The sequence below is a fragment of the Mesorhizobium sp. M7A.F.Ca.US.010.02.1.1 genome, assembly GCF_004023085.1.
Classification (GTDB): domain Bacteria; phylum Pseudomonadota; class Alphaproteobacteria; order Rhizobiales; family Rhizobiaceae; genus Mesorhizobium.
The window spans coordinates 26,855-48,687 of record NZ_RZRV01000026.1 but is presented as its reverse complement, the minus strand read 5'-3'; the positions used below and the strand labels follow the sequence as shown (position 1 = coordinate 48,687).

The window sequence follows — 21,833 nt, the reverse complement described above, 5'->3', positions numbered from 1 at the left end:
GCGATCGATATCTGCCCGGGCCGTGAACATTGTCTACTGGCGATCATAACCTGTTATAGAGCGGGCGCGTCTGGACACGGGCCTTGAAGGCTGAAAATGTGATCTGCGTCTTCGCGTTGGGGGCTTGACGCACGGGGGGAGAATGGCGCTGACCTTGGACCATATTGCCGGTCACCCGGCATTGCATCGCTGTGTCCGTGCCCAGGCGCAGGCGCTTATCCAGACCTACGAGACGAACCCGAGGCTTGCCTCGATATTTGCCACCCAGCAGCGTTGGCTGATGGCGCATATCGGCCTTGCCCTGCATTTCAGACGGGAGCCCGATGACTACCGCAAGCAGTTGACGGCGGCGCGTTTCATCGACGTCATCCGGGAGAATTCCGTCGCCAGCCGCAACACCGCCGACGCCTTCCTCAAGGAGATGCTGCACTACAATTTCATCGAGCACCTCTCGGCAGCTCAGGATGGCCGCATCCGCCCCATACAGCCTACAGTGAACACGCTGGACACGCTCGCCGGCTGGATGATGGCTCATCTGCACACACTGGACAGTCTCGACGGCGCGAACCGTCTGGCAACGTTTCTGGAGCGGCCCTGTGCGCTCGCCAGGGTGCAACCGCTGGTGGCTGACGGGCTGATCTCCTCCAGTCCCGTGCGCGAGCCCAAGCAGACCTTTTCGCTGTTCACCTGGCTTAACAATGGCGGCGTCGTCATGGACTGGCTGATATCGGGCGTCGATCCCGACCATGCCGGCCTCGCTGCAATACCGACTGGCGTCGTCTCGATCGGCGATTTCGCCAAATGGCTCAAGCTGTCGCGAACCCACCTGGCACGCAAACTGCGGGATGCCGAAGACCTCGGCAGCGTTGGCTGGCTTGGCCAGCGCGGCAATTCGGTGATGTGGGTGTCGGGCGATTTCTACCGGGAGTACATGACCGCCCAGGCCGTCAAGCTGGCTATCATCGATGCCGCGTTCGTCAAGGCCTTTGACTCGCCAGCAGGCAGCTGACCGGTGGGCATCCCCCGTGCGGGATGCCCAAGCCGGCGAGCCCTTCAGTCGATGTCGAACGACACGCCCTGGGCGAGCGGCAGCGCCTTGGAATAGTTCACCGTGTTGGTGGCGCGCCGCATATAGGCCTTCCATGCGTCGGAGCCGCTCTCGCGGCCGCCCCCGGTTTCCTTTTCGCCGCCAAAGGCACCGCCGATCTCGGCGCCCGAGGTGCCGATGTTGACATTGGCAATGCCGCAATCCGATCCGTCGACACCCAGGAAACGCTCGGATTCCTGCAGGTCTCGGGTGAAGATCGACGAGGACAGGCCTGCCCCCACGGCATTGTGCTCTTCGAGCACCACGTCGAAATCCGAATATTTCATCACGTAGAGGATCGGCGCGAAGGTCTCCTCCGTGACCGGTGACACCTGGCTTGGCATTTCGACCAGCGCCGGGTGCACGTAGTAGGCATCGGGGTGGCCGTTCTCGACCCGCGTCCCGCCGGTCACCTTGCCGTCATGGGCGGCGGCTTCCTTTAGCGCCTTCTGCATGGCCTCGTATGCCGCCTTGTCGATCAGTGGCCCGACCAGCGAGGAGGTCTCCAGCGGATTGCCGACAGACACACTCTCGTAGGCCTTTTTGAGGCGCGGAACCAAGGCGTCGTAGACGCTGTCATGCACGAACAGGCGCCGCAGCGTCGTGCAGCGCTGGCCGGCCGTGCCCATCGCTCCAAAGGCAATCGCGCGCAGCGCCATGTCGAGATCGGCGGTCGGGCAGACGATGCCTGCATTGTTGCCGCCGAGTTCCAGCACCGCGCGCGCAAAGCGCTTGGCCAGCCGCGGACCGACGTCGCGGCCCATGCGGGTCGAGCCGGTCGCCGAAACCAGCGGCACTTTAGGGTGATCGACCAGTATCTCGCCGACGGCGCGATCGCCGATCAGCACCGGCGCCAGGCCATCAGGTGCGTCCGCGCCGAAGCGCTTGACCGCACGTTTGAAGATGGCTTCGCAAGCAAGTGCGGTCAGCGGCGTCTTTTCCGACGGCTTCCACACCACTGCGTCGCCGCAGACCAGTGCCAGGGCGGCATTCCACGACCACACAGCCACCGGGAAGTTGAAGGCGGAAATGACGCCGACGACGCCGAGCGGATGCCAGGTTTCCATCATTCGATGGCCTGGGCGCTCGGTGGCGATGGTCAGGCCGTACAATTGCCGGGAGAGGCCTACGGCGAAATCACAGATGTCGATCATCTCCTGCACTTCGCCGAGCCCCTCGGACGGGATCTTGCCGACCTCGATCGAGACCAGCCGGCCAAGCTCGGCCTTGTGCGTACGCAGCTCCTCGCCGAGCAGCCGCACCAGTTCGCCACGCCGCGGGCCTGGCACCATGCGCCAGGCCTGGAAGGCCTTGTGCGCGGCATCGATCACCTTGGCCGCGTCAGCCGGTGAGATCGTCTTCAGCGCCGCGATCTGCTCGCCCGTCACCGGGCTGCGCACGATCAGGTCGCCGCCGACAAGCGTCTCCTTGGCCACACCCAGTTTCGCCAGCAGTTCGGTCGTTTCCTTGCCTATCGTCATTCTTGTCCCTTTCAGATCCAGTCGCTCATAATGCATGTCGCCCAAAAGTGCCCAGCGGTTTTGGGACAACGACATGCACAAAAGGCACGCCGGTCAAAGCCTGGCGCCATGCTGCCCGCGTGCACAAAGGCACCTCAGACACGATCATCGCGTGGCATTACTCGGTTCAAGGGAAAATCACCACCCCGGCATGGTCTAAGCCCAAACTGCACGATTGAGCCAGATGGCGCTCAGTTTGCCTTCTTGGCCGCTGGGCGTACCGCACCGTCCTTGATCAGCCGGTCGATATGCATGCGGATATGGGCAGCTTCCGCCGCCGTGTTCGCAAGCGCTATGGCGCGGTCGAAGGCGACGCGCGCCTCGTCGCCCCGGTCGAGTTGCATCAAAAGGCCGCCCTTGAGACCGAAAAAATGGAAATAGCCGGAAAGCCGTTCTTCCAGCGGCTCGATCATGGCGAGCGCCTCTGCCGGTCCACGCACCTTCGAGACCGCGACGGCCCGGTTGAGCGTGACCACCGGCGACGGCTGCATCTGCTCGAGCAAGCGATAGAGCAGATCGATCTCGTTCCAGTCGGTGTCCTCGGCCTTTTCGGCCCGCGCATGCAGCGCGGCAATCGCCGCTTGCACCTGGTAGGGGCCGGGCTTGCGATGGCGCAGCGCCTTGTCGACCAGCGCCAGCCCCTCATCGATCATCTTGCGGCTCCACAGGCTGCGATCCTGGTCTTCGAGCAGCACGATCTCGCCGCTCTCGTCGAAACGGGCCGGTGCGCGCGCATGCTGCAGAAGCAACAGCGCCGTCAGCCCCATGATCTCCGGCTCGGTCTGGAACAGCCGCAGCAACAGCCGTGCCAGCCGGATTGCCTCCTCGCACAGCGGTGCGCGGGCCGGCGCCTCGCCGCTGTTGGTCGAATAGCCCTCGTTGAAGACCAAGTAGACCATGGCGGCGACGGCGGCGAGCCGTTCCGACCGCTCGACCGCGCCCGGCGTCTCGAACGGCACGCCGGCGTCCGCAATGCGCGCCTTGGCGCGAGTGATGCGCTGCTCCATGGCACTTTCGCCAACCAGGAAGGCGCGCGCGATCTGCTTGACCGTAAGACCGGAGACGATGCGCAGCGCCACCGCGATCTGCTGCGTTGCCGGCAGGTCAGGATGGCAGCAGATGAACAGCAGCCGCAATATGTCGTCGCGGTAGTGCGCCCCGTCCAGCCGCTCGGCGATATCGCTCTCGGCGTCTTCCAGATCGGAAACCTGGTCTTCCTCCGGCATCGGCGCCTGCTTGGCGCGCTTCCGCACCGCATCGATGCCGCTGTTGCGACCGACGAAGATCAACCACGCCGCCGGGTCGCGCGGCGGCCCGTTCTGCGGCCAGTTCTTCAGCGCCCTGAGGCACGCGTCCTGGAAAGCTTCCTCCGCCGTATCGAGATCGCGGAAATAACGCAGCAGCGCACCCATGGCCTGCGGGCGGGCGGCGCTGATCGCGGAGCTTATCCAGGCCATTTCGGTCATGCGGAAACCCTTGTTGGGTTAAAGACCGAAACCGGCCGGATTTCATACGACCCACCGCTCGGGTTGACCTCGGAAAGCTCGCGGGCGAACTCCACCGCCTCGTCGAGATCAGCGCATTCGAGCGTGTAGAAGCCGAGAAACTGTTCCTTGGTCTCGGCGAACGGCCCATCGATGACGACCGATTCACCCTTGACCTTTCTCAGGGTCGTCGCGGCGGTCGTCGGCAGAAGCCGTGCCACCGGGCCAAGCCGGCCGGCCTTGGCATATTTTTCCTGAACGCCGAGGATATTGGCCATGACCTCGTCGTCCTGTGCCTTGCTCCAGGAGCAGACGACATCTTCGGAAGCATAGCAGAGGATTGCGTAGAGCATGGCTGGTCCTTTTCTCTGTCAAAGGACGAAACAGTAAGACCGATCCCGACACGACGTCGATAAAAAAATCCAGATGTGGCGGATTTGGCCACAGCCGGCCGCGCTGGTCAGCTTTCTCGCGGTTTCAGCCATCGCAGCACGAGAGCTTCCTCGTCATCGAGACCATCGATGGAGCGTTTGCGTTTGTTGGCTTGCGCCATTTCATTCAGCAACCGCCCCTGCGACCACGCTTCGAAGACCCGCGGGTGGATATAGCATTTGCGGCAGACGGCACGCGTATTGCCCAGCCGCTCGGCAACCTTGTCGATAACGCTGTTCATCGCCCTGTTTCGCTGCGCCGGGCTTTGCGGCAGTTCCGTTTGGGCAAACAGCGACGCGGCGTGAATGGTGCCGCCCCAGGTGCGGAAATGCTTCGAACTGAAGGCGTCACCGACCGCCTCACGGATATAGCGGTTGACGTCCTCGGAGCGGACCGGCCGCCTGTTGCCGTCCTCATCGAGATACTGGAACAGCTTCTGGCCTGGCAGGTCCTGCGCGCCGCGCACAATCCTGGCGATGCGGCGGTCGACCAGCTTCAGCTTCCACTCCTTTCCCGACTTGCCCTTGAAGGCAAAGCGCAGGCTTGAACCGACAATATCCACATGCCGGTCGCGCAACGTGGTCAACCCGAAACTCTTGTTGTCACGGGCGTAGGCGGCATTGCCGACGCGGATCATCGTGTTGTCGAGCAGCCAGACGACCGCGGCGACGACACGCTCGAACGGCAGGCCACGACGGCGCAGATCGCTGTCGATCCTGTGCCGCAGGTCCGGCAGGCTCTCGGCGAAAGCAACCAGGCTCGAATATTTGGCACCATCGCGCTCTTCGGCCCATTGCGGATGATAGCGGTATTGCTTGCGTCCGCGCTGGTCCCTGCCGGTTGCCTGGATATGGCCGTCCGCGTCCGGCGAAATCCACACATCCCTCCAGGCCGGCGGAATGACGATCGCCTCGATGCGGGCCCTGGTAGTGTCCGAAACTGTCCCTCCGTCCGGTCCCTGGTAGGAAAACCCCTTGCCTGTTTTCAGCCGCCGGATACCGGGCTCAGCATCACTGACATAGCTAAGCGACGCATGGTCGGCCGAGCTTTGTGCCCCGTTTTTGGGCGCGCCATCTGGCGACACAGCATCCTGGCCAGCCGGTCGGCTGGGAGACAATCCGGATTTTTGCAACATGTCGGCTCCACGCGAATTCCGTAGATAAGCCACTGGCCGACCGCTGGTTCCACGCGCCGTCCGAAAAGCGTCTCGCGCCGATATCGTGTTGGCTGGCGCCTACAGAGCGCCTTCCAGCTTGATCGGCGGCGCGGACAAACGCCGCCGCGCCGCGAGCTTGAACCTGTAGCGCAGGCAGCGCCAAGCTTCTGAGCTCCGCTTTGGCGCGGCCGCGGCTACCGCCAGGAAGCGCGCCGCGGTGCCCAGATCGCCGCGCGCATAGTGGACCCGGGCGATCTTGAGGGCGACAAGGCCTTCCCTGGCCTTGAGGGCCGACAACGGGATGTTGCAGTCGGTGAGTGTGCGCAGTTCCCGGCGCCAGTCCAGGAAGCGCCGCACCGGGTTGATGGCAAAGCGGTCATCGGAACGTACCGGCGAAACCTCGTAGACCATGACAGGTTGCGAAACCATGGCGAGCGATGCCTTGCTCATCAGCCGTGCCCAGAACAGCGTGTCCTCGTCATAGGCCATTCCGATCGGGAACCGCGTCTCGCCGATCAGGGTCCGCGATGCCAGAACGCTGCCCACGGCGACCGAACGTATGTCGCCTTTGACATAGGCCGAAGCATTTGCCAGGCACGCAGCCTGGTAGCCGTTCGGCATCTTGATCTGCCGGTCCTGGCCGTTCACCCGTCGCCGGTAGGCACCGACGATCATGTCGGCCGCCGGCTGCTCCCGGGCCTTGCGGAGCAGTGCGCGCAACCCGCCCCGCAGATGCAGGTCGTCGGCATCGATCAGGTAGACCCAGGAATAGACCGCTTCGGCCAGCGCCAAATTGCGGGCACCGCCTGCATCGCGGCATTTGGCCGACAGCACGCGCAGCGGCAACGACAGTTGTGCCGCGGCCTCCCGCGCGATGGTTGCCGTCCCATCGGTCGACGCATCGTCGACCAGCAAGATCTCGCCGATGATCTCGGCTTCGCTGCGTAGCGATGCCAGCGTTGCAGCGATGGTCGCGGCCGCGTTACAGGCAGGAATGACGACGCTGATTGCTCTCAATTACAAAACCTCGCGCCATGCGCTTGAGGATACAACTATCGTCACCCCGAAACGAATACAGACTAGCGGCGGCATCGCTATTTGAGAAGCAGTCTTGTCCATCCCGAATTGCAGCGCAAATACCTGCGTGTACGACCTGCTTCAGGCTCTTTCGAGCACGACCGGAATGACGTCGACAGCTTGCTCGCCAACCTGTCCCCCCGTGGTCTTGAGCACGCCGACGATCGGCGCCACGTCCGAATAGTCGCGGCCGTGGCCGACGGTGATATGGTCGTTGCTGGCCCGCATGCCGTTGGTCGGATCGAATTCCTGCCAGCCTGCATCGCGCCCGCACCAGACCTTGACCCAGGCATGCATGGCATCGGCGCCTTCCAGCCGGGGCTTGCCCTTCGGCGGGATGGTGCGCAAGAAGCCGCTGACATAGCCGGCCGGAATACCGAGCCCGCGCAGGCCGGCGATCATGATGTGCGAAAAGTCCTGGCAGACGCCGCGCTTCAACTTGAAGGCATCACTGGCCCGGGTCCGCACCGTTGTCGCTTCGCCGTCATAGGTGAAATCGCGATAGATGCGATTGCACAGGCTCATGACCGTGCCGGCGGCAGAGCCGGCGATGCTGTCGCGTGCGTAAGCGGTGATCGCATCGTCGATGCCGGCATGGGTGCTGGACGTCAGGAAATGGTGCGGTGCATCAGGTGCCAGAGACCGCACCGCGGCGAGCTCCTGCCTCAGCCGGGCGATATCGGGCGACACGTCGAGCCCGGGCTCGGGCCGAGACACCGACACGCGGGCGCTCATCCTGATGTCGAGCGCGTCATGCGCGTCGCGAAAGGCGATCGAGGTGACGTTATTGCCGAAGAAATCGGAAAAGTCGGAACGCTCGTTGGGTGCCGGCGCAAAGGACAGGGATGCGGCGATGACACGCTGCACGCCTGACATCGTCGACGGCAGTACGCGCACCTGATGACGACCGCCGCCGGCCGCCGCAGCGTAATCGTAATGCAGATGAAGCCTGATGTCGTAGAGCATGCTTTATCCGAAATAGGCTTTGGCGAGGCTGTTGTAGAGGCCGCCGATTTCATAGGCGAGGTCGTCCAGCGCCTTTGCCGTCATGTCCGAAGGCTCCTTGATGGCAATCTGGGTGTTGAGCTGCAGGATTTCCTTCGCCGCCGGCGACATTTGCCCCTCCCCGCCGAGCGACGGCAACAGGCCGATTTCGGCCTTCAGCCTTTCAAGTTGGAACAGGATGGAGCGCGGGTTAAGCGGATCGAGCGCCAGCAGGTCGATCACCGTGCGCCGACCGGCCTGCACCGGATATTGGCGGCGATGGGTCATCACGCTGTCGCCGATTTCCAGCATCATGTCGAGCGCGCCGTCCGGCGCCTTGGCGCTGGTCAGCCGCGACAGCGTGCGGGAGATCTGGATACCGCGCTCCAGCCGGCGGCCAATCTCGAGGAAGCGCCAGCCGGCGAAGCGGTACATGTTCTCGTGCAGCAGGCCGGAAAAGCCGGCGAGCTTACGCAGGATGACTGTCATCGCCCGGGTCGCGTCGTCGCCGGGCGCGACCGTCGTTGCGAACTGATGGATGGTTTTCGACAGGTCCTTCAGCGCCAGCCAGCCATCGGGCGAGAAGCGGTCGCGGATCTGCCCGGCACTGTAGACCGCGCTATCCAGCGTGCCGATCAGCCCTGACGGGATCGCTGTCTCCACATCGATGCCGAAAGGTTCGAGATAATCCCTGATGTCGGCGAGCAGCGGCATATCCGGGTCGGAGGTTTCGGCCAGCCGCACATGGTAGGCGCGCAGGATGCGCACCGTGTCTTCCGAGCGCTCGATATAGCGGCCGAGCCAGGTCAGGTTCTCCGCCGCGCGACTGGGCAGGCTGCCGGGCCTGGTGCGGCTGAAACTGTCGCCTTCTTGCGGCAGCAGCGTCTCGCGCTCCACCGGTTTGTCGCTGACAACCCAGACATCCGCCGCCTGGCCGCCACGCTGCATGGCGATCGCCGTCGGGTCGAGCGACAGGCCGATACGGGCAAAACCGCCCGGCATCACCGTCCAGCCCTCCGGCGTTCGCGCCAGGTAGACGCGCAGGCTCGCTGGCCGCGGCTCCAGCCAGCCGCCGACATAGACGGGCGTCGTCGAAAGCGTCACCGCTTCCTGGCCGACGAAATCGCCGCCATCACGTTCGATGCGCGCCACCAGTTCCGCCCGCTCCCCGGCCGACAGAGCCGAGCCTAGCTTCGTTGAATCGTCGTCCTCGAAGGCAAGCCTCGTCGACAGCGCCGGCCCGATCACCATGCGATCGATATTGGCCAGCACATGCGCGCGCTCGGTAGCTTGCCCGCACCACCATGTCGCGACACTTGGCAGCAGCAATTCCTCGCCACGCAAGGCCCGTGAAATCTTGGGCAGGAAGGCAAGCAGCGCGCGCGTCTCCATCAGGCCAGAGCCCAGCGCATTGACGGTAGCAACCGCGCCCTGGCGGATCGCCTCGACCAGGCCCGGCGTTCCGATCTGCGAATCCGGGCGCAGTTCGAGCGGGTCGGCGAAAGCGGCGTCGAGCCGCCGCCACAACACGCTGATCGGCATCAGGCCGGAAACCGTGCGCACCATCAGCCGGCTGTCGGAGACGGTCAAATCCTCGCCTTCGAGCAGCATGATGCCGAGGTAGCGGGCGATGTAGGCGTGTTCGTAATAGGTTTCGTTGAGCGGCCCCGGCGTCAGGATGGCGACGCGGCCGTCGGTCTCCTTGGCCATGCCGATCAACGCATCGCGAAAACGGCGGAAAAAGCCGGCAAGGCGGTGCACATGCATCTCGCCATAGATGTCGGACAGCGCGCGTGTGGTGGCGACGCGGTTTTCCAGTGCGAAACCGGCGCCGGACGGCGCCTGCGTGCGATCGCCCAGCACCCACCACTGGCCGTCAGGTCCACGGCCGAGCTCGAAGGCGCAGAAATGCAGGAAGTGGCCGCCGGCCGGCCTGGTGCCGACGACAGGCCGCAAATATTCGGGGCTGGCGGCGATCAATCCCGCCGGCAGGATGCCTTTCTCGACCAGCCGGTTCGGCCCGTAGATATCGGCGATGGTTTCCTCGAACAGTTCGGCGCGCTGCACGAGGCCGGCGCTGATCGCCGCCCACTCGCTCTCCTCGATGAGAACCGGGACATGCGCCAGCGGCCATTCGCGCTCATTGGCACCGGCCTTGTCGTAGACGCGGTAATAAACGCCGGCATCGCGCAGATACTGGTCGGCGCGGGCAAAGCGCTGGCCGAGCTTTTCAGCGCCGAGTTCCTCGAGCGCCTCGACAAAATGCTTCCAGACCGGGCGAGGATTGCCTGACGCATCGACCATCTCGTCGACGACGCCGTCGATCGGCTGGTAGTGCTCCAGCAGGCTGTGGGTCCGCGGCTTGCCGTGTCCCCTCTTGTGATTCCCCTTTGCCATCGCTGATCAGAGTCTTGCCGGCCGCCGAAGGTCAAGGGTCATCGGGAAATCTTCCGCCGGTTGTTCTTCACGGATCACATAGGCGGATGGCGTATGGCCGCGCGGTTCGAAGCGGGCGAGCCGCCGAGCTTCCGCCTCGTTGCCATTGACCGGAAAGGTGTCGTAATTGCGCCCGCCGGGATGGGCGACATGGTAGACGCAGCCGCCGACCGCACGCCCCGACCAGCGGTCATAGATGTCGAAGACCAGTGGCGTGTTGACCGGCAGCGCCGGATGCAGGCCCGATGCCGGCTGCCAGGCCTTGAAGCGGACACCCGCCACCGCCACTTCGCGATTATCAGTGACCTTCATCGGCACGATGCGGCCGTTGCAGACGACTGCGTGGCGCTCCGGGTTCAGCCCTTCGGTCTTGACCTGCAGCCGTTCGACCGAGGAATCGACGAAGCGCACGGTGCCGCCGATCGCGCCTTGCTCGCCCATCACATGCCACGGCTCCAGCGCCTGGCGCAGCTCCAGCTTGATGCCGGCATGCTGAACCTCGCCGCAGAACGGGAAACGGAATTCGAGCTGGGCGTCGAACCATTCGGGCCTGAATTCGAAGCCGTTGAGCTTGAGGTCGTCGAGCACGTCGAGGAAATCGGCCCAGACATGATGCGGCAGCATGAAACGATCGTGCAGTGAGGTGCCCCAACGCACGAAGCGGCCATCGAGCGGGCCTTTCCACGCACGTGCGATGATGGCGCGCACCAACAGTTGCTGCGCCAGCGACATGCGTGCATTGGGCGGCATCTCGAAGCCGCGGAATTCGACCAGCCCCAGCCGACCGGTCGGTCCGTCCGGCGAAAACAGCTTGTCGATGCAGATTTCCGAACGATGCGTATTGCCGGTGACGTCGGTCAACAAATTGCGGAACAGCCGGTCGACCAGCCATGGCAAGGGTGCGTTGCCCTGGTCTGGATGCGGCACCTGCGCCATCGCGATCTCAAGCTCGTAGAGCGAGTCGTGACGCGCTTCGTCGAAGCGTGGCGCCTGGCTGGTCGGCCCGATGAACAGGCCAGAGAACAGATAGGACAGCGACGGATGGCGCTGCCATTGCAGCACCAGGCTCTTCAACAGGTCCGGCCTTCGCAGGAACGGGCTGTCATTGGGTGTCGCACCGCCGACCACGACATGGTTGCCGCCGCCGGTGCCGGTGTGGCGCCCATCGATCATGAACTTGTCGGCGCCAAGCCGTGTCTGCCGCGCTTCCTCATAGATCGCCGTCGTCGTCGCCACGCAATCCTGCCAGTTGGAAGCAGGATGGATGTTGACCTCGATGACGCCGGGATCAGGCGCAACGCGGATGACGTTGAGGCGCGGATCGTGAGGCGGGCCGTAGCCCTCGATATGCACGGGAAGGCCGATCGCCTTTGCCGCGTTCTCGGCCGCCGCGACCAGTTCGAGATAGTCTTCCAGCGCCTCGACAGGCGGCATGAACACGCACAGCCGCCCGTCGCGCGGTTCGACCGAAAGCGCGGTGCGCACAGCGCCGCCAATCTCGGTGATCTCCTGCTCGACCCGCTCCTGCTGGCCGGTCGCAGCGGTGAACGATGCCGCCTGCTGGCGGCGCGCCATCTCGTCGGCGCCTTCGAGTTCGGCTGGAGTCGGTCCGGCCAGTATGGCTTCACGCGCGGGCAGCGGGCCGCGTGGTAGCGACGGGTCGACCGGCACGATATAGGGGAATTGCTCGGGCGGCACATAGGGCAACGTGCCGAGCGGCAGCCGGTAGCCGACCGGTGAATCGCCTGGCACCAGGAACAGCCGGCCGCGCCGCGTCTTCCATTTTTCCGAGCGCCAGCGCGGATCCGATGCCTGGCTGTTCCAGCGCTGGACGGGCAGCACATAGCCGGACGGTTTGGTCAGCCCGCGTTCGAACACTTTCGCCATGCGGCTGCGTTCTTCCGGATCCTCCAGCCTGGAGTTGGACGGATCGACATTGTCGGGCAGCTTGCCTTCCTTGAGCAGCCATTCGGCCGGATCCTCATAGGCTTCGCTGACCATGGCCTTGTCGATGCCGAGTTCGCCGGCAATCGCGGTGAGCAGGCTTTCGGCCTGCTTCGGGCCGATATCGGCCTCGCTCTTTTCGCGTGCGATCAGCGACGGATCGCTCCACACCGGCTGGCCGTCGGCACGCCAGTAGAGCGAAAAGGTCCAGCGCGGCAGGCTTTCGCCCGGATACCATTTGCCCTGGCCGTAATGGAGAAAGCCGCCGGGCGCGAAGCGCTCGCGCAGTTTACGGATCAGTTCGTCCGCCTTTTCACGCTTGGTGGGACCGACGGCGGCGGTGTTCCACTCGGCCGACTCGAAATCGTCGACCGACACGAAAGTCGGCTCGCCGCCCATCGTCAGCCGCACGTCGCCGGCAGCAAGCGCTGCATCGACCTTGTTGCCCAACGCGTCGAGCGCCTGCCAGCTTTCGTCCGAAAACGGCTTGGTGATGCGCGGATGCTCGGCGATGCGGTCGACCCGCATCTCGAAGCCGAATTCGACATTGGCGAAGCTCGCCATGCCGGAAATCGGGGCCGCGTTGCGGAAATGCGGCGTGGCGGCCAGCGGCACATGGCTCTCGCCGGTGAGCAGGCCCGAGGTCGGATCGAAGCCTATCCAGCCGGCGCCGGGAAGATAGACCTCGCACCACGCATGCAGATCGGTGAAGTCTGTCGCCGTTCCCGGCGGACCGTCCAGCGCCACCAGATCGGGCTTCAACTGGACCAGATAGCCGGAAACGAAGCGTGCCGCGATACCGAGATTGCGTAGGATCTGCACCAGCAGCCAGCTCGAATCCCGGCAAGACCCCTTTTTCGCGGCCAAGGTCTCTTCCGGCGAGAACACCCCGGTTTCCATGCGCACGATATAGGCAATCTCGCGCTGCAGCCGCGCATTGAGGTCGACCAGGAAATTGACGGTGTTGGCTGCGCTGCGATCGATGGTCTTCAGCAGCGCCGACAGCAGCGGTCCCGCCGGTTCCGGGGTGCGATAGATGGCGAGATCGTCGCGGATTTCTTCCGGATACTCGAACGGAAACGCCTCGGCCGACGGCTCGACGAAGAAATCAAACGGGTTGTAGACCGTCATGTCGGCGACGAGGTCGACCTCGATCTTCAACTCCGTCACCGGCTCCGGAAAGACGAAGCGGGCGAGGAAATTGCCGTAAGGATCCTGCTGCAGATTGACGAAATGGTTCGCCGGCTCGACCTTGAGCGAATGACTGAGCACCTTGGTGCGGGAATGCGGCGCCGGCTGCAGCCTGATGATCTGGGGCCCGAGAACCACCGGCCGGTCATATTTGTAATGGGTCAGGTGATAGACGGCTGCCAGAATTGCCATGAAGCCCCGGAATTCAGCGTTTCAACGATTTCGCCGAACCCTGACACATCAGGCCGCCATTCTCCAAGCAGAGATGTTGCGGTGCACCTAATTTAAGCAACGGTTGCCGGCTCAGAAAAACGCCTGTATCCCCGTCTGCGCCCTTCCCAGGATCAGCGCATGCACGTCATGCGTGCCTTCATAGGTGTTGACCGTCTCCAGGTTCTGCGCGTGGCGCATGACGTGGTAGCCGATCTGGATGCCGTTACCGCCATGCATGTCGCGGGCCTGGCGGGCGATGTCGAGCGCCTTGCCGCAATTGTTGCGCTTGACGATCGAGATCATTTCCGGCGCCATCTTGCCTTCATCGAGCAACCGCCCGACGCGCAATGATGCCTGCAGCCCAAGCGCGATCTCGGTCTGCATATCCGCCAGCTTCTTCTGGTAGAGCTGCGTTCCGGCCAGCGGCTTGCCGAACTGCTTGCGGTCGAGCCCGTATTGGCGGGCGCGGTGCCAGCAATCCTCGGCGGCGCCCATCGAGCCCCAGGAAATGCCGAAGCGAGCCCGGTTGAGGCATCCGAACGGTCCGCCAAGGCCCTTTGCGTTGGGCAGCAGCGCGTCCTCGCCGACCTCCACGCCTTCCATCACCACTTCGCCGGTGATCGACGCCCGCAGCGACAGCTTGCCGCCGATCTTCGGCGCCGAAAGCCCCTCCATGCCCTTTTCCAGCACGAAGCCACGGATCTCGTCCTTGCCGTTCTCGCCCTTCAGCTTCGCCCAGACGACGAACACGTCGGCGACCGGCGCGTTGGAAATCCACATCTTCGAACCGGACAGCTTGTAGCCGTTGGCTGTCCTCTCGGCGCGTGTCTTCATGCCGCCCGGATCGGAGCCGGCATCCGGCTCGGTCAGGCCGAAACAGCCGATCCACTCGCCGCTGGCAAGCTTGGGCAGGTACTTCTTGCGCTGCTCGTCCGAGCCATAGGCGTAGATCGGATACATCACCAGAGACGACTGCACTGACATCATCGAACGATAGCCGGAATCGACGCGCTCCACCTCGCGCGCCACCAGCCCGTAGGTCACATAATTAGCGCCAAGCCCGCCGAACTCCTCGGGGATATTGATGCCGAGCAGGCCGGCCTCGCCCATTTCGCGGAAGATCGCGGTGTCGAAAGTCTCGTTGAGGTAGGCGTCCTCGATCCGCGGCGCCAGTCTGTCGGCGGCGAAGGCCGCCGCACCGTCGCGCACCATGCGCTCGTCTTCCGAAAGCTGGCCCTCGATCAGGAACGGATCTTCCCAGACGAATGCATTCTTGTCGGCGGCCATGGCGTTCTCCCAACCAAGTGCATGTCGCTCAAAACGATGACATGCATGAAGCAAAATCTTGGCCCGTTCTATCGGCCTGCGCCTCGAAAAAATCAAACGAAATTGATTCACCGATCAATGAGCTATAGGAATGGATCATGAGTGTCCAACGCCGCCTTTTGCCCAACATAAGCGCCCTTGCCGCCTTCGAGGCTGTGGCCCGGCTGGGCAGTTTCACCGCCGCCGCCCAGGAACTCGATCTGACCCAGGGCGCGGTCAGTCGGCAGGTCAGGCTTCTTGAAGATCAATTCGGCCGCCGGCTGTTCGAACGCGACAGCCGCAATGTCAGGCTGTCGACATCGGGCGAAATCTACGCCGAGGCGGTGCGTTCGGCACTTGGGCAATTGCGTGATGCAGCCCTTGGATTGATGAGCAATCGGCATAGTGGCATCCTGAACCTTGCCATTCTGCCGACCTTCGGCACGCGCTGGCTGATGCCGATGATCCCCGATTTCGTCGAAAACAATCCCGATATCACCATCAATTTCGTCACCCGCATCGGCCGCTTCGACTTCGCCAGGGAGAGGCTGGATGCCGCCATCCACTATGGCCTGCCGGACTGGCCTGAGGCCGACTCGACACTGTTGGTGCGCGAAACGGTGGCGCCGGTCGTGTCGCCCGAATTCCTCGCCGGCCGCGCCATCGCCACACCGGCCGATATCGGCCGGTTGCCGCTGCTGCATATGGCGACGCGCCCTGGCGCGTGGACGGAATGGTTCGAGCATCAGGGCCTGAGCGCACCGACGGGGCCCGGCATGCAGTTCGAGCAGTTCGGCACCGCCGCCCAGGCCTGCATGGCGGGGCTCGGTGTGGCGCTGCTACCGCTGATCCTCATTGCAGGCGAATTGCAGCGCGGCCAATTGGTGCCGGCGCCAGGCCAGCCCATGCAAAGCCGCAGCGCCTACTATCTCGTCGTCCCACACGACAAGCGCGGCCATCCGCCAGTCGCCAGTTTTCGCGACTGGCTGCTGGGCCAGGTCGAGAAGGAGCCGGCCGTTCTGGCGTGGTAACTACTTCCGCTTCAGCGCATCCGCCAGCGCCGCGCCGAACGCGCCTTGCTGTGCCGGCCGCTCCGGCTGGCGCTGAGGCGCCGGCGAACGCGGTGCCGGCCTGCCGCCTCCGGTATCGCGCGGCCCACCTTTCGACGCGCCCCCTTCGCCACCATCCTTGCGCATGGATAGCGCGATGCGCTTGCGCTTGATGTCGACATCAACGACGCGCACCTTCACCACATCGCCGGCCTTGACCACCTCGTGCGCGTCCTTGATGAACCGGTCGGCCAGCTGAGAGACATGCACCAGCCCGTCCTGATGGACACCGATGTCGACGAAGGCGCCGAAGGCGGCGACATTGGTGACGGTGCCTTCCAGCAGCATGCCGGGCTTCAGATCCTTGATATCGTCGATGCCGTCGGCAAACGTCGCCGTCTTGAAGCCCGGACGTGGGTCGCGGCCCGGCTTTTCCAGCTCTGCCAGGATATCGCGTACCGTTGGCAGGCCGAAACGCTCATCGACGAAAACGCGCGGATCGAGCGCCTTGAGTGCTGCACTGTCGCCCATCAACGACCGCACATCGCGCCCGCAGGCGGCGACGATCTTCTTGGCCACGCCATAGGCCTCCGGATGCACCGACGAGGCATCGAGCGGCTCGCTGCCATTGGCAATGCGCAGGAAGCCGGCGGATTGTTCGAATGCGCGAGGTCCGAGCCGCGGCACCTTGAGCAGGTCTTTGCGGCTGGCGAAGGGGCCGGTCGCATCGCGATGCGCGACGATCGCGTCGGCCAGAGACGCGCCGAGACCTGAAACGCGCGCCAGCAGCGGCGCCGAGGCGGTGTTGAGATCGACGCCGACGGCGTTGACCGCGTCTTCCACCACCGCTTCCAGCGAGCGGCCGAGACGGTACTGGTCGACATCATGCTGGTACTGGCCGACGCCGATCGATTTGGGCTCGATCTTGACCAATTCGGCCAGCGGATCCTGCAGCCGCCGGGCAATCGACACAGCGCCGCGCAACGACACGTCGAGGCCAGGGAATTCCGCCGCCGCCGTCGCCGATGCCGAATAGACCGAGGCGCCGGCCTCGCTGACGATCACCTTCAGCGGCTTCGGCCCACCATCCGCCGGCATGTCGGACAGCATGTCGGCGACCAGCCTTTCCGTCTCGCGGCTACCAGTGCCGTTGCCGATCGAAATCAGCTCGACCTTGTGCAAGCGGATGAGCTTGGCGAGTTCCGCCTGCGTGCCACGCACATCGTTCCTGGGCGGAAATGGATAGACCGTCGTTGTTGTCAGCACCTTGCCGGTGCCGTCGACCACCGCCACCTTGACGCCGGTGCGGATGCCGGGGTCGAGCCCCATCGTCGCGCGCGAACCGGCGGGAGCGGCTAGCAGCAAATCCTTGAGGTTTCGGGCAAAGACGTGGATCGCTTCCTCTTCTGCCCGCTCGCGCAGGTCGCGCATCAAATCGAGTGTCAGGTGTAGTGACAGTTTTATGCGCCAGGTCCAGCCGGCGACGTCCATCAGCCAGCGGTCGCCGGGCAGGCTGCCGCCGATGGCATAGGCATTGGCGATCATCCGCTCGACCGGCTTCACCGGCGAGGTGTCATCGGCATCGACCTCGATGTCGAGCGACAGCACTTCCTCGTTGCGGCCGCGCAGCATCGCCAGCGCGCGGTGGCTCGGCACATTTGTCCAGCGCTCGACATGGTCGAAATAATCGGAGAACTTCGCGCCGGCCTCCTGCTTGCCGTCGACCACCCTGGCCCGCATGAAGGCGCGCTCCTTCATGTAGCTGCGCAATTTTCCGACCAGATCGGCATTCTCGGCGAATTGTTCCGACAGGATGTCGCGCGCCCCTTCGAGCGCCGCCTTGGTATCGGCCACCTCTTCGCTGACATAGGCCAGCGCCAGTTCGGCAGGCACCAATGAGCGGTTCGCCAAGATGGCCTCGGCCAGCGGCCCCAGCCCGCGTTCCCTGGCGATCTCGGCCTTGGTCCGGCGCTTGGGCTTGTAGGGCAGATAGATATCTTCCAATTCCGCCTTGGTGGTGGCGGCGGCGATCTTGCCTGCAAGCTCCTCGGTCAGCTTGCCCTGTTCGCGGATCGAGCCAAGGATGGTGTCGCGGCGAGCGTCGAGCTCGCGCAGATAGGCAAGCCGTTCGGCAAGGTCACGCAATTGCGTGTCGTCCAGCCCGCCGGTGACTTCCTTGCGGTAGCGCGCCACGAACGGCACTGTCGCGCCCTCGTCCAGCAGCCCGATCGCCGCGGCCGCCTGTTCTGGCCGCGCGTTGATCTCGGCCGCGATGATGGCTGCGATGCGCTTGATGTCGGATGCCATGTCGTTCCTGCTCTCATCGAAAAGAGCGGCGACCATAGGCGCAGACGTCCGGCCCGCCAACCGCCGCGCTTTGATCAGCCCGGCGGGTCCACAGGAAAGCGTGCGCTAATGTGGCGGCTCGGGCCCAGTCTAGACCATGCGGCTCAGCGCCTCGAAGAAGGCGACGATCTCGACATCGAGCGGATCGTCGACCGGCTCCGGCTGCGACGACATCTTGGCGATCACCACTTCGGTCCTGGGATCGACATACAGCCACTGACCATGGATGCCGATGCCGCAATAGGCGCCGTTCTCGTGTCCAGTCTGGTACCATTTGTTCCGGTAACGACCTTTGGGAAACAGTGGCAGCATCGCACCGCGCTGCCAGGCGTCCGCACTGCCGCCGGTGCTGGTCGTGTCGCGTACCCACACCTCGGGCACGATGCGGCGGCCATTGGCCACCCCGCCTTGCCGCATCATCTCGCCGACACGCGCCAGGTCGCGCGGCGTCACCGAAATGCCGCCGGCCGTGCGCGCCGTGCCCTCCATGTCGACGCCGATCGAGGCTTCGCTGACAGCGCCGAGCGGCAGCCACAGCTTCTCGCGCATCAGGTCGGCAAAACGCTGGCCCGACGCACGCTCGAGCAGCAGGCCGAGCAGGTCGGAATTCGGCGAGCGGTAGCGGAAGGTCTGGCCATGCGGCTCTGCAAGGCGTTGCAAGGTCAAAATGAATTCGCGCAGGCTCTCCGTGCCGCCGCCCGGATTCCACAGCGTGGCGCGACGATAGCGGGCGAAAGCGCTCTCCGGATCGAGATAGGCCTCCTCGAAATCGAGGCTGACGCTCATGTCGAGCACATGCCGCACGCTCGCATCGCCATAGGCAGAGCCGGCGGCTTCAGGGATGTAGGCCGTCACAGGCGCTTCCGGGTCGAACATCCCCTCGCCTTGCAATATGCCGGCGATGATGGCTGTCACCGACTTGCTGATCGAGAAGATGATGTGGCGGGCGCCGAAATCCATATGCGGGGCGAACCAGTCGCCGACGATCTTGCCGCCTTTCATCACCGTCAGTGCGTCGGTGCTCGAACGTGCGAGAAATTCAGCCACCGTCTCCGGTGTGCCGGCGATCACGACCTTCTCGCCGAGTAGGCCGCCCATATCGCGCACGGGGGTTTCGACAACCCCCGACGTCGCCGCCACGCGGGCGGTCGGCACCAGTTCGCCGAGATTCTGGAACGACCACCGGTTGAACGGGTTCTCGCGCCAGTTGGCGAGCACCACCTGGTTGCGCCGGAAGCCATAGCGGGTCTCGAACACGGTCTTGCCGGTCATGGCGTTTCCTTCCGGGTCGTTTCTTCTTTGTGGGGCTCAGCGAAGTGCCGTGGCGATAGCGTGCACGGCCTTCAGCGTTGCTATGGAATAGGCACCATTGGCGAAATCCGGCCAGGTCGAAAGCTTCACCACGACCATTCCGGTGTTCCAGTTGATATGGATCATCTGACCGAACACGCCGCGGCACATCAGTGCGCGCGAGCGCGGGTCCTCGATCCAGAACTGGTTGCGATAGCTGCCCTCCGGCAGGCTGGGGCTGAAGTCCGGCCCATGCCTGCCGTTGCGCGTCGCCTCGACCCAGCCGGCCGGCACGACGCCGCCACCATTGTCGAGGATCAGCTGGCCGAAGCGGCCATAGTCGCGCAGCGTCGCGTTGAAGCCGCCGTCGGCCACCGCATAGCCGGCGCTGTCGACCGTGAAGCAGGCGCTTTCATCAGCGCCGAGCTTTTGCCAGAGTTCTTCCGAAACCAGCTGCGGAAGCCGTTTGCCCGTCACCCGTTCCATGATGAAGGCAAGCACGTCGGTCTCGATCGAGCGGTATTCGAATTGGGCACCATGCGGCCGGATCGTTTCCTTCAAGCCCAGGATCAGCTCGAACATGTGCGATGGCCAGCGAAAGGCCGGATCGCTGCCCGGCGGCACCGGCTTCCAGCCGGTGGCGACATCGACCTGCCCAATGTCCGAATAGCGGTCGGTGTATTCCTCGGAGAAGCGGACGCCGCTGGTCATGTCCAGCACATGCTGCACACTGGCGCCGGCCCAGCCGGTAACGCCGAGCTCCGGCAGGTAGTCCGTTACCGGTCTGGCCGGATCGATCAGGCCGCGCCCAACCAGTATGCCGAACACCGAACCGGTAAGGGACTTCGCCATCGACTGCGACAGGTGCAGCGTGCGCTCATCCATGCCGTTGAAGTAGCGCTCATAGGCGACCTTGCCGTCCTTGAGCACCAGGAAGCCGTCCGTATAGGTCTCGTCGAGCAGCCCGGCGAGCGTCGTCGGCGCGCCTGTGCTGTCCTCGACCGTCAGCCCGTCGAGATCGGCCTCGGCGCGTTCGAAGCGGTGGCGATGGCCATTGCCGCGCCAGACTTCGGCGGTCGGCAGAATTTCACGGATGTTCTGGAACGCCCAGCGGTTCCACGGCGGCCGGTCCCAGTCGAGCTTCGGCGGTACCATGGCGGGCGGCGAGCCCTGCATGATCGGCGGCCGCGGATCGGAATTGCGATAGGAGTCCATGACGGCCGAGTCCTTTGAACATGAAAACGGACCCGGCGGCGTGTGCCGCCGGGTCCGTCGAACCCAGTTTATTTCTGCAACTCGGTCCAGATCTTGGTGTAAATTTCCTGGGTCTCCGGCGAGCACATCTGCTGCAGCTCGCCGCGTGGCTTGTCCGCGGCCGGAATGATGACTTCGGGCGCGTCCTTCATGTCGGCCGGCATGTACTTGTCCGAGCCGGTGATGGCATTGGCGTAGCGATGGAAGGCCGAGAGACCTGCCGCGTTTTCCGGATCCATGATGAAGTTCTGGAAAAGCTTGGCGTTCTCGACGTTCTTGGCTTCCTTCAGAACGACGACGTTGTCGCTCCACAGGCCGAAGCCTTCTTTCGGATAGTTGTAGTGGATGGCCGGGTTGGCCAGCCGCTGGCGCAGCGCCGAGCCGTTCCAGTCGCTGGTCGCCTTGAAGTCGCCGGCGCCCATCTTCTCGATGGTGTTGTATTCCATCGCGATCCAGTTCGGCTTGGCCGCCACCAGCAGGTCGCGCACCTTCTTCAGCACCGCCTTGTCGTCGGTGCATTGCTGGCCGCCGACATACTTGATCGCGGCGAACATCACATCGCCCATCTCCGGAACGACATTGACCTTCCCCTTGAGCTCGTCAGGCGTGTTGAAGATGATACCCCAGCTATCGGCCGGCCCCTTGTAGGCATCGGTGTTGACGACCACGCCGATCGTGCCCCACGCCCATGGAACACTGTATTTGCGACCCGGATCGAAATCGGGATTGGCCCATTCCGGCGCCACGTTCTTGAAGTTTTCCATCTTGCCAGGATCGGTCTCCTGGATGAGGCCTTCCTTGATCCAGATCGGCACGTAGGTCTGCGACGGCACCGCAATGTCGAAGCCGGTGCCTCCCTGGCGAACCTTGGCCAGCGCGGTGTCGTTGGAATCGTAGTCGGTGATGGTCACTTTGACGTTGTATTTGGCCTCGAACTTCTTGATCACGTCGGGGCTGGTGTAGTTGCCCCAATTGTAGATGTTGAGCACGCCGTCGGCGCGGGCCAGGCCCGTCGAGGCGAGCAACGCCAACCCCATGGCGGTTGCTGTTGTCTTCCAGTTCATG

General features: G+C 64.1%; 15 protein-coding genes. 2 read left to right on the top strand and 13 right to left on the bottom strand.

The features are described 5' to 3' along the window. Window positions 1-142: 142 nt before the first annotated feature. Window positions 143-1,009 carry a hypothetical protein gene (locus EOA19_RS23425; RefSeq protein ID WP_128304941.1) on the top strand — a complete coding sequence of 289 codons (867 nt, stop codon included), beginning with the start codon at window positions 143-145 and terminating at the stop codon, window positions 1,007-1,009. Between the two features lie 44 nt (window positions 1,010-1,053). Here EOA19_RS23425 and EOA19_RS23420 read toward each other — a convergent pair whose 3' ends face one another. The 9 genes from EOA19_RS23420 to EOA19_RS23380 all read right to left on the bottom strand — a co-directional run bounded on the left by EOA19_RS23420 (window position 1,054) and on the right by EOA19_RS23380 (window position 14,811). Further along, window positions 1,054-2,589, bottom strand: a complete 1,536-nt coding sequence (locus tag EOA19_RS23420) for an aldehyde dehydrogenase family protein (RefSeq protein ID WP_206638108.1) — start codon at window positions 2,587-2,589, stop codon at window positions 1,054-1,056. A gap of 209 nt (window positions 2,590-2,798) precedes the next feature. Beyond that, complete coding sequence (locus tag EOA19_RS23415) at window positions 2,799-4,073, bottom strand: RNA polymerase sigma factor (protein ID WP_023809970.1); 1,275 nt, start codon at window positions 4,071-4,073, stop codon at window positions 2,799-2,801. After that, entirely contained in the window at window positions 4,070-4,444 is a 375-nt protein-coding gene (locus tag EOA19_RS23410) for a YciI family protein (protein WP_023809971.1), read from the bottom strand. The genes EOA19_RS23415 and EOA19_RS23410 overlap by 4 nt, the downstream gene beginning before the upstream one ends. A 107-nt stretch (window positions 4,445-4,551) precedes the next feature. Beyond that, window positions 4,552-5,658, bottom strand: coding sequence for a DNA topoisomerase IB (locus EOA19_RS23405; protein ID WP_128304939.1), 1,107 nt, complete (start codon window positions 5,656-5,658; stop codon window positions 4,552-4,554). A gap of 99 nt (window positions 5,659-5,757) precedes the next feature. Further along, complete coding sequence (locus EOA19_RS23400) at window positions 5,758-6,696, bottom strand: glycosyltransferase family A protein (RefSeq protein WP_128304938.1); 939 nt, start codon at window positions 6,694-6,696, stop codon at window positions 5,758-5,760. Between the two features lie 141 nt (window positions 6,697-6,837). Further along, on the bottom strand, window positions 6,838-7,722 hold the full coding sequence (locus EOA19_RS23395; RefSeq protein ID WP_128304937.1) for a transglutaminase family protein: 885 nt from the start codon (window positions 7,720-7,722) through the stop codon (window positions 6,838-6,840). A gap of 3 nt (window positions 7,723-7,725) precedes the next feature. Continuing rightward, entirely contained in the window at window positions 7,726-10,137 is a 2,412-nt protein-coding gene (locus EOA19_RS23390; protein ID WP_023809975.1) for a circularly permuted type 2 ATP-grasp protein, read from the bottom strand. Between the two features lie 6 nt (window positions 10,138-10,143). Then, on the bottom strand, window positions 10,144-13,503 hold the full coding sequence (locus EOA19_RS23385) for a transglutaminase family protein (protein ID WP_023809976.1): 3,360 nt from the start codon (window positions 13,501-13,503) through the stop codon (window positions 10,144-10,146). A 111-nt stretch (window positions 13,504-13,614) separates the two neighbouring features. After that, window positions 13,615-14,811, bottom strand: coding sequence for an acyl-CoA dehydrogenase (locus EOA19_RS23380; protein ID WP_023809977.1), 1,197 nt, complete (start codon window positions 14,809-14,811; stop codon window positions 13,615-13,617). 137 nt (window positions 14,812-14,948) lie between these two features. Between EOA19_RS23380 and EOA19_RS23375 the strand changes: the two genes are divergently transcribed. Next, the gene (locus EOA19_RS23375; RefSeq protein WP_128304936.1) at window positions 14,949-15,860 is read left to right on the top strand and encodes a LysR family transcriptional regulator; all 912 of its coding nucleotides are present in this window, start codon (window positions 14,949-14,951) and stop codon (window positions 15,858-15,860) included. On the opposite strand, the gene EOA19_RS23370 is transcribed toward EOA19_RS23375, so the two are convergent. The 4 genes from EOA19_RS23370 to EOA19_RS23355 all read right to left on the bottom strand — a co-directional run bounded on the left by EOA19_RS23370 (window position 15,861) and on the right by EOA19_RS23355 (window position 21,832). Next, entirely contained in the window at window positions 15,861-18,185 is a 2,325-nt protein-coding gene (locus EOA19_RS23370) for a Tex family protein (protein WP_128304935.1), read from the bottom strand. It lies immediately after the preceding gene. 129 nt (window positions 18,186-18,314) lie between these two features. Further along, the gene (locus tag EOA19_RS23365) at window positions 18,315-19,496 is read right to left on the bottom strand and encodes a serine hydrolase (RefSeq protein WP_128304934.1); all 1,182 of its coding nucleotides are present in this window, start codon (window positions 19,494-19,496) and stop codon (window positions 18,315-18,317) included. A gap of 36 nt (window positions 19,497-19,532) precedes the next feature. Beyond that, the gene (locus EOA19_RS23360; RefSeq protein WP_128304933.1) at window positions 19,533-20,729 is read right to left on the bottom strand and encodes a serine hydrolase; all 1,197 of its coding nucleotides are present in this window, start codon (window positions 20,727-20,729) and stop codon (window positions 19,533-19,535) included. 68 nt (window positions 20,730-20,797) lie between these two features. After that, a complete protein-coding gene (locus EOA19_RS23355; RefSeq protein ID WP_023809982.1) occupies window positions 20,798-21,832 on the bottom strand; it encodes an extracellular solute-binding protein in 1,035 nt (344 codons plus the stop codon). Window position 21,833: the final 1 nt, after the last annotated feature.

Bases quoted from the DNA above. Each gene is read 5' to 3' on its own strand.
- EOA19_RS23425 (WP_128304941.1), top strand. From the start codon at position 143: ATGGCGCTGACCTTGGACCATATTGCCGGTCACCCGGCATTGCATCGC.
- EOA19_RS23415 (WP_023809970.1), bottom strand. From the start codon at position 4,073: ATGACCGAAATGGCCTGGATAAGCTCCGCGATCAGCGCCGCCCGCCCG.
- EOA19_RS23410 (WP_023809971.1), bottom strand. From the start codon at position 4,444: ATGCTCTACGCAATCCTCTGCTATGCTTCCGAAGATGTCGTCTGCTCC.
- EOA19_RS23405 (WP_128304939.1), bottom strand. From the start codon at position 5,658: ATGTTGCAAAAATCCGGATTGTCTCCCAGCCGACCGGCTGGCCAGGAT.
- EOA19_RS23395 (WP_128304937.1), bottom strand. From the start codon at position 7,722: ATGCTCTACGACATCAGGCTTCATCTGCATTACGATTACGCTGCGGCG.
- EOA19_RS23390 (WP_023809975.1), bottom strand. From the start codon at position 10,137: ATGGCAAAGGGGAATCACAAGAGGGGACACGGCAAGCCGCGGACCCAC.
- EOA19_RS23385 (WP_023809976.1), bottom strand. From the start codon at position 13,503: ATGGCAATTCTGGCAGCCGTCTATCACCTGACCCATTACAAATATGAC.
- EOA19_RS23380 (WP_023809977.1), bottom strand. From the start codon at position 14,811: ATGGCCGCCGACAAGAATGCATTCGTCTGGGAAGATCCGTTCCTGATC.
- EOA19_RS23375 (WP_128304936.1), top strand. From the start codon at position 14,949: ATGAGTGTCCAACGCCGCCTTTTGCCCAACATAAGCGCCCTTGCCGCC.
- EOA19_RS23370 (WP_128304935.1), bottom strand. From the start codon at position 18,185: ATGGCATCCGACATCAAGCGCATCGCAGCCATCATCGCGGCCGAGATC.
- EOA19_RS23365 (WP_128304934.1), bottom strand. From the start codon at position 19,496: ATGACCGGCAAGACCGTGTTCGAGACCCGCTATGGCTTCCGGCGCAAC.
- EOA19_RS23360 (WP_128304933.1), bottom strand. From the start codon at position 20,729: ATGGACTCCTATCGCAATTCCGATCCGCGGCCGCCGATCATGCAGGGC.
- EOA19_RS23355 (WP_023809982.1), bottom strand. From the start codon at position 21,832: ATGAACTGGAAGACAACAGCAACCGCCATGGGGTTGGCGTTGCTCGCC.